The following is a 12,005-nucleotide window of genomic DNA, read 5'->3' on the forward strand; positions in this document are numbered from 1 at the left end:
GGTGGCTGACTTCTTAATTTCCGCTACGGCGGCGCGCCAGCGCCGGAAGGATGTCGTAGCATGCCCCCATCGTGTGGTAATCCACCTTCCCGGCCGGGCTCTTCTCGTTCGAATACTTGACGTTCTCGCGCGTCAGGATGCGGTACCAGGCCCCGTGCTCGTGGTCGACGAAATGCTCCCAGCAGTAGTTCCACAGCCTTTCGTAGTCGAGCCAGTAGCGTTCCGCCCCGGTGCGTGCGCCCAGCAGCGCGGCCGCCGCCAGGGTCTCTGCCTGCACCCAGAAGTATTTATCCGAATCGCACACCGTGCCGTCCGGCGCAAAGCCGTAGTGCAGGCCGCCGTGCTCCTTGTCCCAGGCATAGCGCAGCGCCGTGGCGTACAGGTCCTGGGCGGCCGGCAGCAGCCAGTCCCGTGATCCCGCCAGCTGTTCGCCATGCGCCTCGAGCTGCAGCAGCAGCTTGCTCCATTCCGTGAAGTGCCCCGGCTGGTAACCCCAGGGCCGGAACAGGTTGGCCTTGTCGTGCAGGTTGAATTCCCAGTCGACCTGCCAGTCCTGCTTGTAGTGCTCCCAGATCATGCCGCCCGCGCGGCCGGCCTGGCGCTGGGTGATGTTGGTGGCCAGGGTCTCGGCACGATGCAGGTAGGGTAGCTCGCCGGTAGCGCGGTAAGCCGCCAGTAAGGCTTCGCAGGCGTGCATGTTGGCGTTCTGGCCGCGATAGCTGTCCAGCCGCGACCAGTCGGCGCTGGCCTGGTCGGCGTACAGGCCGTGTTCTTCTTCCCAGAAGCGCTCTTCCATCAGGGCCAGGGTCTCGGCGATCCATGCCCGCGCTTCCTCCACGCCGGCCATCAGGGCATGCGAATAGGCCAGCAGCACGAAGGCCAGGCCGTAGCAGTGGTTGTCGCCGTCCAGTACCTCGGCCTTCCCGTCCTGCCAGCGCAGCTGCCACGCATAGCCGCCGGTGTCCGGATTGCGGTGCGCATGGCGCAGGAAGTCGATCCCGTGGCGCACCATGTCCAGGTACTCGTCCTTGCCGAACTGGCGCCAGGCGTTCGCGAACACGAACACGAAGCGGGTGCTGGACACCAGGTGGCGCGTGCTGCGGTCGTACACCGTCCCCGTGTCCAGGAAGTAGTGATAGAAGCCGCCGCTCGGATCGACGCAGCGCGGATAGTAGAACGACATCGTGTCGGCCACATGCCGGGTCAGCGTGTCGGGCGAAAAGAAGTCGGGCATCCTGTCCTCTTAGCGTTGCTGGTCGCGCGACAGCGAGTAGGGCGCATCCTGCTCGCGGGTGCCGCGCTTCATGTTCGGCTTGGCGGACATGCTGAAATCCAGCTTGGCGCCGCCCATCAGCTCTTCATGGCCCAGCCAGTTTCGCTCGACGGCGCGGCCGTTGACACGCAGGGCGTCCACGTAGCGGCCGTCGCCCTTGGCGCTGACCGTGAAGCTGCGGCCGTTCTCGAGCTTGACGGTGGCCTTCTTGAACAGCGGCGTGCCCACCACGTACTGGTTCACGCCCGGCGTGACCGGATAGAAGCCCAGCGCCGAGAACACGTACCAGGCCGAGGTCTGGCCGTTGTCCTCGTCGCCGCAGTAGCCGTCCGGCGTGGGCGCGTACATGCGGTCCATGGTCTCGCGGATCCAGTGCTGGGACTTCCACGGCGCGCCCGCGTAGTTGTACAGGTAGGTCATGTGCTGGATCGGCTGGTTGCCGTGCGCGTACTGGCCCATGTTCGCGATCTGCATCTCGCGGATCTCGTGGATCACCGAACCGTAATAGCTTTCGTCGTAGACCGGCGGCAGCGAGAACACCATGTCGAGCTTGTCGACGAAGGCCTTGCGCCCGCCCATCAGGTCCGCCAGCCCGGCCACGTCGTGGAACACGGACCACGAGTAGTGCCAGCTGTTCCCCTCGGTGAAGGCGTCGCCCCACTTGAACGGGTTGAACGGTGTCTGGAAGCTGCCGTCGCGCTTGCGGCCGCGCATCAGGCCGGTCTCCGGATCGAACAGCTTCTTGTAGTTCAGGCTGCGCTGGGCGTAGATCTCGATCTCCGACTTCGGCTTGCCCAGCGCCTTGCCGAGCTGGTAGATGGTGAAGTCGTCGTAGGCGTATTCCAGGGTGCGCGCGGCGTTCTCGTTGATGCCCACGTCATACGGCACGTAACCCAGCTCGTTGTAGTACTTCACGCCGGCGCGGCCCACGGCCGTCATCGGGCCTTCGTTGTTGGCGCCGTGCTTGAGCGCCTGCCACAGGGTTTCGATGTCCTGGCCGCGCACGCCCTTGATCCAGGCGTCCGCCACCACCGAGGCCGAGTTGTTGCCGACCATGATGTCGGCGTAGCCCGGGCTGGACCACTCCGGCAGCCAGCCGCCTTCCTTGTAGGCGTTGGCCAGGCCTTCCTGCATCTCGCTGTTGATCGAGGGGTAGACCAGGTTCAGGAAGGGGTAGAGGGCGCGGAAGGTATCCCAGAAGCCGGTGCCGGCGAACAGGCGGCCGGGCAGGACCTGGCCGTTATACGGGCTCCAGTGCACCGGCTTGCCGGCCGCATCGATCTCGTACATCTTGTTCGGGAACAGCACCGTGCGGTACAGGCTCGAATAGAAGGTGCGGGTCTGGTCGACCGTGCCGCCTTCCACCTGGAGCTGGCCGAGCACCTTGTTCCAGGCGGCCTTGCCCTTGGCGCGGGTGGCGTCGAAGTCGTCCTGGCCCAGTTCGCGCTTCAGGTTCAGTTCCGCCTGCTCGAAGCTGATGAACGAGGAAGCGACGCGCATGTGGACCTTCTGGCCCTTGGCGGTCTTGAAGCCGAGCAAGGCGCCGCTATGATCGCCTTCGGTTTCCAGCTTGCCCTCGAGGAGCTTGTCGCCCTGCCAGGTATCGGTGGAGGCGAAGGGCTGGTCGAACTCGATCACGAAATAGTTGCGGAAGTTCTTCGGCAGCGGACCGCGCGCGTGCTTGGTACTGTAGCCGATCACCTTGCGTTGGCCAGGGAGGACCTTCACGTAGGAGCCCTTGTCGAAGGCGTCGACCACGACATAGCTGGCATCGGACTTGGGGAAGGTGAAGCGGAACTGGGCCGCGCGCTCGGTCGGCGCGATCTCGGTGGTGACGTCGGCGTCGGCCAGGTAGACGCTGTAGTAATAGGGCTTGGCGGTTTCCGACTTGTGCGAGAACCAGCTGGCGCGCTTGTCCTGGTCGAAGCGCTTGGCGCCCGTCACCGGCATGACGGCGAACTGGCCGTAGTCGTTCATCCACGGGGAAGGCTGGTGGGTCTGCTTGAAGCCGCGGATCTTGTCGGCGTCGTAGGTGTAGGCCCAGCCGTTGCCCATCTTGCCGGTCTGCGGCGTCCAGAAGTTCATGCCCCAGGGGACGGCGATCGCCGGATAGGTGTTGCCGTTCGAGAGTTCGGGCTTGCTGGCGGTGCCCATCAGGGGATTGACCCATTCGACCGGGTCGCTCACTTTCTGGACCACCTGGGCGGTGGCGCTGAATGCGCTGGCGGCTAGCAGGGTGGCGGCGCAGCGGATGATCGTGTTCGTGTTCATCATGTGTTGTCAGTAGCGGGTTTGGGTGTAGGGACGGGCGCTGGGTTCCTTGCCCCAGTCCTTGTTCGGGATGGCCTGCATCGTGAATACCAGTTCGCCGCCGGCGACGATGTCTTCGTGGCGCAGGAAGGTCCTGGCCAGCGGCTTGCCGTTCAGGGTGACGCGGCCGACGTAGCGATTGGCCTCGCTCAGCTGCTCGGCGCGCACCGTGAAGCGCTTCCCGTTCGGCAGGTTCAGCACCGCCTTGTCGAGGAAGGGACGGCCGATCACGTATTCGTTGGAGGCCGGCGCCACCGGGTAGAAGCCGAGCGCGGTGAAGGCGAACCAGGCCGACATCTGGCCCAGGTCGTCGTTGCCCGACAGGCCATCCGGGCGGTTGGCGTACTGGGTCGCCATGATGTGGGTCAGGCGTTCCTGGGTGCGCCAGGGGGCGCCGGCGAAGTTGTAGAGGTAGGCCACGTGGTGCGATGGCTCGTTGCCGTGGGCGTAGTGGCCGATCAGGCCCGAGATGTCTTCCATGTGGGCATAGACCTTGTCTTCGACCTTGGCGTCGAAGACCTGGTCCAGCTTGGACACCAGGGCCGTGTCCCCGCCCAGCATGGCGATCAGGCCCGCGTTATCGTGCGGCATATACCAGGAATACTGCCAGGCGCTGCCCTCGGTGTAATCGCTGCCGAAGTTCGACTGCACCGGGTTGAAGGGGGTGCGGAATTCGCCGGTGGACTTGCGGGCGCGGATGAAGCCCGTCTCCTTGTCGAACACGTTGCGGTAGTTCTGGGCGCGCTGGTAGTAGCGGGCGGCGACGTCCTTCCTGCCCATCTTCTCGGCCATGCGCGCGATGGTCCAGTCGTCGAAGGCGTATTCCACGGTCTTGGACGCGGCTTCCGGTTCGCGGTCGATCGGCACGTAGCCCAGCTTCATGTAGTGTTCCAGGCCGCCGTAGGGGCCGTATTCGGCGCTGGCCGTCATCGCCTTCAGCGCCTGGTCGGGATCGAAGCCGCGGATGCCCTTCATGTAGGCGTCGGCGATCACCGGCACCGCGTGGTAGCCGATCATGCACCAGGTCTCCAGGCCGTGGAAGGACCACACCGGCAGGATGCCGTAGGGGCTGTGCTGCTGGGCGGCGATGAGCGAATTGACGAAGTCGGCATTGCGGCGCTCCGGCGCGACAAGGGTCAGCAGCGGGTGCAGGGCGCGGTAGGTGTCCCACAGCGAGAAGGTCGAGTGGAAGCGGAAGTTCTTCGCTTGGTGCACCTGGTTGTCCGGCCCGCGATAGCGGCCGTCGCGGTCCATGAACAGCGAGGGCGCCAGCATGCTGTGATACAGGCTGGTGTAGAACATGGTGCGCATCGGCTCGGGCGCATCCGCCTTCACCGCCGACAGCGCCTCGTTCCAGGCGGCGCCGGCGCGGGCGCGCTCGGCCTCGAAGTCCCAGCCCGGCATCTCTTCCAGGTTGGCCAGCGCATTGTCTTCGCTCACCGGCGAGACCGCGACCTTCACCATCAGCGTGCCGTCCTGCGGCGCGCCGAATTCCAGCGCCGCGACCAGGGCCTTGCCCTCGACCAGCACCTTGTCCTGGGGCGTCTTGCCCGGCGCCGCGAAACCGCGGTATTCGACGGCTTCCTCGCGGTTGTGCAGCTGGCGCGCGCTCATCGGGCGCGAGAACTTGACGGCGAAGTAGAGCTGGCGGCCTGGCGCCCAGCCGCGCGTCTCGCGCATGCCGGTGAGCGTGGTGGCGTCGCGTACGCGCAGGCGCGACCACAGGTTCTTGCTGCCGTAGTCGTAGATGCTGGAGCGCAGGTCGAGGATCACCTTGGCCTGCGCATCCTTGTGGAATCGGTAGCGGTGCAGGCCCACGCGCTCGCTGGCGGTGAGCTCGACGTCGACCTCGTTGTCCTTCAGGCGCACGGCGTAATAGCCCGGTTCGGCCTTCTCCTCCTGGTGCGAGAAGCGCGAGCGGTAGCCGGAGAAGGGACGCTCGGGATAGCCCGGCTCCAGCTTGGTCTCGCCGCTGTAGGGCATCAGGAGCACGTCGCCCAGGTCCGAGTGGCCGCTGCCGGAGAAGTGGGTGTGCGAGAAGCCGAGGATGGACGTATCGTCATGGCGGTAGCCGGACGCCCAGGGATAGCTCTGGCGGAAGTGGCGCACCTGGGTGTCGGGACTGAGCTGCACCATGCCGAAAGGCCGGCTGGCGCCCGGGAAGGTGTGGCCGTCGCCGCCGGTGCCGATGAAGACATTGACGGCGCTCGCAGGCGAACCTGATGTGGCGGCCTGTGCAGGCAGGGTGGAGAACGCCAGCGCCGCCAGCAAAGTCAGGGAGAGGGATTCGTGCTTGAAACGAACTGTCATGCTGTCTCCATACATGTGTCGCCCGGTGGGCCGGACTGTGTCAGCGGATTATGGCCGGGTTTGACTCTCAGGCAACTAAACAGGCGCGTTTCCCCCTGTGTTTAGCATGTGTTTTACTAAACATCCTCCGTTAAGTTAATCGAATGGCAACTTGAGCGCACGCATAGTTTGTAGATAAAAATACAATTTTCAGGTATCCCGGCGCAAGGCCGAAATCGATGCAATTGCAAAAATTGCATCATGAAAACCTCACTTATTTCCCTCTCCCTTAGCGCCTTGTTGTTGAGCTGCGGCCTGGCCACTGCCGCCCCGGCTGAACACAAGGAATTCGAAGCCACCCTGTACGCGCACTTCCAGGCGGGGGCGGCGCAGCAGCGCACATTCACGCTGAGCTTCGACTATCCCGGCCTCGACCGCCCCGGGATCGTCGACTGGCGCGTGGAGCTGGTGCGTCCCGGCGGCCGGACAGCGCTGCGCTGGCGCGGCCGGGCGACCCTGGCCGCATCCAGCGTCAGCGTGGCGGTGCCCTGGTCGGGGCGGATCGGCCGCTCGCCCGCGCCGCCTGGCATCTACCAGGTGAAGCTGCATGCCGTGCTGCGCGGCGACGGCCACGAGGCGGTCAGCCAGGACTGGGAGATCGCGGTCGGCAAACCCTCACAGCCACGGATGCCGCGCTTCCAGCCGCTGCCTGGCGCGACTTCCTCGCCCGCTGCCGCCCCGGCGCCCGGTACGCTGCCCTACACCGTCTACCTGGGCAACCTGCACAGCCAGACCAAGCACAGCGACGGCGGCGCCGAAGTCACGGCCTGCAAGGGCGCACAGCCGCCACTCAGCTCGCCATACGGCCCGGATGCGGCTTTCGCGTTCGCGCACAAGCAGGGACTGGACATCCTGCTCGCCTCGGAGCACAACCACATGTACGACGGTTCCGACGGCAGCGCGCCCGACGCCGATGCCGGCAAGGCGCGGGCCTTGTACCAGGCCGGCCTGGCCAGCGCGGACGCCTACACGCAGGCACATCCGGGCTTCCTGGCGCTGTACGGCATGGAGTGGGGCGTCATCAACAACGGCGGCCACCTCAACATCTTCAACAGCCGCGAGCTGCTGGGCTGGGAGACCAACGCCAGGGGCGAGCTGATGGCGGATACGCGCACGCCGCGCGGCGATTACGCGGCCCTGTATACCTTGATGCGCGAGCGCGGCTGGGTGGGGCAGTTCAATCATCCGGCCCAGACCGGGCAGTTCATGGTGAACGGGGTCCCGCTGGCCTACACGCCGGATGGCGACGAAGTCATGGCGCTGTGCGAGGTGGTGAACAGCACCGCCTTCTCGACCAGCCTGTCGGAGTCCGAAACCCGCCGCAGCCACTTCGAGGCGGCCTGCAACCGCCTGCTGGAGGCGGGCTATCACGTGGCCTTCAGCACCAACCAGGACAACCATTGCGCCAACTGGGGCGCGTCCTACACCAACCGCACCGGCATCCTGGTTCCCGCCGGCGCCGCGCTGACCCGGGACAGCTTCATCGACGCCTTGAAGGCGCGGCGCGTGTTCGCCACCATGGACAAGGGTTCGCAGCTGGTCCTAAGCGCGAACGGCCGGATGATGGGGGAGCGCTTCCGCAACCGGGGGCCGCTCGAGCTGGTGGCGAATTTCGCCAGCAGCACCGGCAAGCAGGTGGCGGCGGTGGCGATCATGGAAGGGGTCCCGGGACGCAAGGGCCAGGTGACCCAATTATCGGATAAGGCGACCACCAGCTTCATCCCCGCGCCGGGCGAGCATTTCTATTACGCCCGGATCACCCAGGACGACGGCAAGGTGCTGTGGTCGGCGCCCGTGTGGGTGACGCAGGAATGATGCTCAGAAGCCCAGGCCTTCGCCCGCGCCCAGCAAGGTGGCGATGCCGAGCACCGCGAAGATGACGGCGGCGATGCCGTGCACCAGCTTCACCGGCACCCGGTTGGCGATGCGTTCGCCGAAGTACACGGCCGGCACGTTCGCCAGCATCATGCCGAAGGTGGTGCCGGCGACGACGGCGGCCATCGATTCGTAGCGCGCCGCCAGCGCCACGGTGGCGACCTGGGTCTTGTCGCCCATCTCGGCCACGAAGAAGGCGATCAGGGTGGTGAGGAAGACGCCGTGGCGCGCCAGGCTGGTTTCCTCGTCGTCGATCTCGTCCGGCACCAGGATCCAGGCCGCCATGCCCAGGAAGGACAGGCCCAGCACCCAGCGCATCGTGTTCGGGCCGAGCAGCTCGCTGACCAGCGCGCCCACGGCGGCGGCGAAGGCGTGGTTGAAGATGGTGGCCACGAAGATGCCGAACACGATCGGCAGGGGACGGCGGAAACGGGCGGCGAGGAGGAAAGCCAGCAGCTGGGTCTTGTCGCCGATCTCGGCGAGCGCCACGATGCCGGTCGAAACGAGGAAGGCGTCCATGAAGCGGAAAAGCGGGTGAGGCGAAAGGCGCGATCATAGCAGAGTCGGACCTCCGCACGGCGTACATACGGGCGATTTGCCGCGCTTTCGCTGCAGGATAGCGCGTGCTATTCTGCTCGCGCCCGCAGCCCTGCCTCGGCTGCCATCCCTGCGAGAGACCATGAAGACACGCTTCCTGCCGCGCGCCGCCGCCACCCTGATCCTGGGTGCCTGGACCGCCTGCGCATTCGCGCTCGACCCCCTGAGCTACGCCAAATACGACCAGGTCAAGACCAGTGCCCTGCACATGGACCTGAAGGCCGATTTCACCCGCAAGACCCTGGACGGTCACGCCGAGCTGACCCTCGACTGGCTGGACAAGTCGGCCACCACCCTCGATCTCGACACGCGCGAGCTGGCGATCTCGAAGATCGAGGCGCAGGACGCGGGCGGCGCCTGGCGCAGCGTGCCTTATACGCTCGACAAGCTGGACCAGGAGAAGGGCCAGGCGCTGCATATCGCCCTGCCGGGCCAGCCGAAGAAGGTGCGCATTTACTACCGCACCGCGCCGACCGCCACCGCCCTGCAGTGGCTGACGCCGGCCCAGACCATGTCGGGCAAGCGTCCCTTCATGTTCAGCCAGTCGCAGTCGATCAACGCGCGTTCCTGGGTGCCGATCCAGGATACGCCGGCGGTGCGCTTCACCTACACCGCCCGCATCCAGGCCCCTAGCGGCCTGCGCGTGGTGATGAGCGCGGAGAATGACCCAAAAGCGAATGGCAAGGGCGGCTGGAAATTCAGGATGCCGCAGCCGATTCCTTCCTACCTGCTGGCGATCGGCATCGGCGAACTCGATGTGCGCAGCCTGGGGCCGCGCACCGGCGTGTACGCCGAACCGAAGCGCATCAAGGCCGCCGAGTACGAGCTGGCCGACACTGAGAAGATGGTGGCCGCGGCTGAATCGCTGTACGGCCCCTATCGCTGGGGACGTTACGACATGCTGGTGCTGCCGCCGTCCTTCCCGATCGGCGGCATGGAAAACCCGCGCCTGACCTTCCTGACCCCGACCATGATCGCGGGCGACCGCAGCCTGGTCGACCTGATCGCCCACGAGCTGGCGCACAGCTGGTCGGGCAACCTGGTGACCAACGCCTCGTGGAAGCACTGGTGGCTCAACGAAGGCTTCACCACCTACGTGACCACCCGCATCCTGGAAAAGATTTACGGCGAAGACGTGGCCACCATGAACCTGCAGCTGGAGCAGGAAGAGGCCCTCGAGCACCTGAAGACCCTGCCATTGGCGAAGCAGGCGTTGGTCACCCGCGATCCGGACACCTCGTCCGAGCACTACACCGACGAAGAGCTGGCCTATCCGAAGGGCGCCTGGTTCCTGCGCACCCTGGAGCAGCGCGCCGGCCGCGCCGCCTTCGATCCCTTCCTGCGCGGCTGGTTCGACCAGCACGCCTTCCAGAGCGTGACCACCGAGCAGTTCGTGGCCTACCTGCGCGCCAACCTGCTGTCGAAGAACCCGAAGGTCATGAGCGATGCGGAGCTGGACGAGTGGCTGTATGGCCCGGGCATCCCGGCCAGCGCCCAGCGCGCGGTGTCGGCCCGCCTGGCCAAGCTGAACGCCACCACCGAGGGCTGGCTCAAGGGCGAGGTCAAGACCGCCCAGCTGGACACGAAGAACTGGAACGCCGCCGAGTGGATGAAGTTCCTGAACGACATCGACAACAAGGCGGATGCGAAGCAGCTGGAGGAACTGGATAAGGCCTTCGGCCTGGCCAAGACCGGCAACAACGAAGTGGCCTTCCGCTTCTACCGCGCCTCGGTGCATGCCGGCTACCACGGCATCCGCCCGAACCTGGAAGCCTTCCTGATGAGCGTGGGCCGCCAGAAGTTCGTGGTGCCGCTGTACGGCGCGCTGCGCGCCAAGGCGGACGACCGCGCCTGGGCCGAGCGTGTCTACAAGGCCGCGCGCGAGCGTTACCACCCGGAGACGCAATCGAGCGTCGACAAGCAGATGAACAAGAAATAAAAGGAAGACGATAGTGCAAGCAATGAACCGACTCGCAGCCGCGATCCTGATCGCATTCTCCACCACCGGCGCGGCGTTCGCGCAGGCTCCGGCCGCCGTTGCCGCAGCCGAGGCGCCGGCGTACAACCTGGAAGCCGACGTCAAGCGCGTGATGAAGGAATTCGACGTGCCGGGCATCGCCATCGCCGTCGTCAAGGACGGCAAGGTGCTGGCCGCGCAGGGCTTCGGCGTGCGCAAGCTGGGCGATCCGACCCCGGTGGACGGCAAGACCCTGTTCGAGATCGCCTCGAACTCCAAGGCCTTCACCGCCGCCGGCCTGGCGATGCTGGTCGACCAGGGTAAGCTGTCCTGGGACGATCCGGTCATCAAGCACCTGCCGGACTTCCGCATGTACGACCCCTACGTCACGGCCGAGATGACCGTGCGCGACCTGCTGACCCACCGCAGCGGCCTGGGCCTGGGCGCGGGCGACCTGATGTGGTGGCCGACCACCACCTTCAGCACCGACGAGATCATCCACAATCTCCGCTACATCAAGCCGGCGACCAGCTTCCGCAACAGCTACGCCTACGATAACCTGCTGTACATCGTGGCCGGCAAGATCATCGCCATGAAATCCGGGAAGTCCTGGGGTGAGACCATGCGCGAGTGGATTCTCAAGCCAGCAGGCATGAACACGACCACCACCAGCCTGGACGAGCATGCGAACATCGCCAACGTGTCGGCGCCGCACAGCAAGATCAACGGCAAGATCTCGGTGGTCAAGCCGATGCCGGTGGCGAACGCGATCGGCGCGGTGGGCATCAACACCAACGCCGAGGACATCGCGCGCTGGATGAACGTGCTGCTGGACGAGGGCCGCGTGGGCAAGGACGCGGACGGCAAGGAAACACGACTGTGGTCCGAGAAGCAGGCGCGCGAGATGTGGACGGCGCAGACCCCGATGAAGATCGGCCAGCCGCGTCCTCCGCTGGCGGCGACCAAGCCGAACTTCTTCGCCTACGGCCTGGGCTTCCAGCTGCGCGACTACCAGGGCAAGCTGGTGGCGATGCACGGCGGCGCGCTGCAGGGCTTCTATTCGCGCGTGCTGCTGGTGCCGGAAGCGAAGCTGGGCATCGCGATCTTCACCAACGCCGAGAGCGGCCCCTCGCTCAGCGCGCTGCAGTACCGCCTGATGGACCAGTACCTGGACGTGGTCCCGACCGACTGGATCGGCCGCTTCGCCGACATGGACAAGGAGATGCACGCCAAGGAAATGGAGCGCGTCAAGAAGGAGTCGGCGACCCGCGCGGCCAAGAGCAAGCCGTCGCTGCCGCTGGCGTCGTACGAGGGCGAGTACGAGGACGCCTGGTATGGCAAGGCGACCATCAAGAAGGTGGGCGGCAAGCAGGTGATGGTGTTCTCGCGCACGCCGGACCTGATGGGGGAACTGGAGCACTTCCAGCACGATACCTTCGTCGTGCGCTGGAAGGAGCGGAACTTCAATGCGGATGCGTATGTGACGTTCTCGCTCGATCATGACGGGTCGATCGAGCGGATGCGCATGAAGCCGATTTCCACGGAAACGGACTTCAGCTATGACTTCCAGGATTTGCTGTTTACGCCGGTGAAAGAGAAGAAGTCGGCGGATTGAGCAAACTTGGATCCCGGCCTCCGCCGGGA

The 12,005-nt window shown here is 65.7% G+C and carries 7 protein-coding genes; 3 read left to right on the forward strand and 4 right to left on the reverse strand.

The annotated features are described in order from the left end of the window. Nucleotides 1-13: 13 nt before the first annotated feature. From KBW95_RS01715 to KBW95_RS01725, 3 genes are read right to left on the reverse strand one after another with little or no spacing between them, the layout of a single operon-like run. The gene (locus KBW95_RS01715) at nt 14-1,234 is read right to left on the reverse strand and encodes an AGE family epimerase/isomerase (protein ID WP_211527347.1); all 1,221 of its coding nucleotides are present in this window, start codon (nt 1,232-1,234) and stop codon (nt 14-16) included. Between the two features lie 9 nt (nt 1,235-1,243). Next, a complete protein-coding gene (locus tag KBW95_RS01720) occupies nt 1,244-3,547 on the reverse strand; it encodes a GH92 family glycosyl hydrolase (protein WP_229429483.1) in 2,304 nt (767 codons plus the stop codon). Nucleotides 3,548-3,553: 6 nt separating this feature from the next. Then, entirely contained in the window at nt 3,554-5,893 is a 2,340-nt protein-coding gene (locus tag KBW95_RS01725) for a GH92 family glycosyl hydrolase (protein WP_211527348.1), read from the reverse strand. Nucleotides 5,894-6,133: 240 nt separating this feature from the next. Here KBW95_RS01725 and KBW95_RS01730 point away from each other — a divergent pair, with 240 nt between their 5' ends. Continuing rightward, a complete protein-coding gene (locus KBW95_RS01730) occupies nt 6,134-7,747 on the forward strand; it encodes a CehA/McbA family metallohydrolase (protein WP_211527349.1) in 1,614 nt (537 codons plus the stop codon). A gap of 3 nt (nt 7,748-7,750) precedes the next feature. On the opposite strand, the gene KBW95_RS01735 is transcribed toward KBW95_RS01730, so the two are convergent. Further along, entirely contained in the window at nt 7,751-8,326 is a 576-nt protein-coding gene (locus KBW95_RS01735) for a TMEM165/GDT1 family protein (RefSeq protein ID WP_211524872.1), read from the reverse strand. Nucleotides 8,327-8,486: 160 nt separating this feature from the next. Between KBW95_RS01735 and KBW95_RS01740 the strand changes: the two genes are divergently transcribed. Beyond that, nucleotides 8,487-10,343, forward strand: coding sequence for a M1 family metallopeptidase (locus KBW95_RS01740; RefSeq protein ID WP_211524871.1), 1,857 nt, complete (start codon nt 8,487-8,489; stop codon nt 10,341-10,343). 22 nt (nt 10,344-10,365) lie between these two features. Continuing rightward, nucleotides 10,366-11,976: a serine hydrolase gene (locus KBW95_RS01745; protein ID WP_211524870.1), complete on the forward strand. Its 1,611-nt coding sequence runs from the start codon at nt 10,366-10,368 to the stop codon at nt 11,974-11,976. Nucleotides 11,977-12,005 lie beyond the last annotated feature (29 nt).

Source organism: Massilia sp. ZL223 (genome assembly GCF_018119395.1).
Taxonomy (GTDB): domain Bacteria; phylum Pseudomonadota; class Gammaproteobacteria; order Burkholderiales; family Burkholderiaceae_D; genus Telluria.

What these genes read in the sequence shown, in the direction of transcription:
- KBW95_RS01715 (WP_211527347.1), bottom strand. Translation starts at nt 1,234, where the DNA reads ATGCCCGACTTCTTTTCGCCCGACACGCTGACCCGGCATGTGGCCGAC.
- KBW95_RS01720 (WP_229429483.1), bottom strand. Translation starts at nt 3,547, where the DNA reads ATGATGAACACGAACACGATCATCCGCTGCGCCGCCACCCTGCTAGCC.
- KBW95_RS01725 (WP_211527348.1), bottom strand. Translation starts at nt 5,893, where the DNA reads ATGACAGTTCGTTTCAAGCACGAATCCCTCTCCCTGACTTTGCTGGCG.
- KBW95_RS01730 (WP_211527349.1), top strand. Translation starts at nt 6,134, where the DNA reads ATGAAAACCTCACTTATTTCCCTCTCCCTTAGCGCCTTGTTGTTGAGC.
- KBW95_RS01735 (WP_211524872.1), bottom strand. Translation starts at nt 8,326, where the DNA reads ATGGACGCCTTCCTCGTTTCGACCGGCATCGTGGCGCTCGCCGAGATC.
- KBW95_RS01740 (WP_211524871.1), top strand. Translation starts at nt 8,487, where the DNA reads ATGAAGACACGCTTCCTGCCGCGCGCCGCCGCCACCCTGATCCTGGGT.
- KBW95_RS01745 (WP_211524870.1), top strand. Translation starts at nt 10,366, where the DNA reads ATGAACCGACTCGCAGCCGCGATCCTGATCGCATTCTCCACCACCGGC.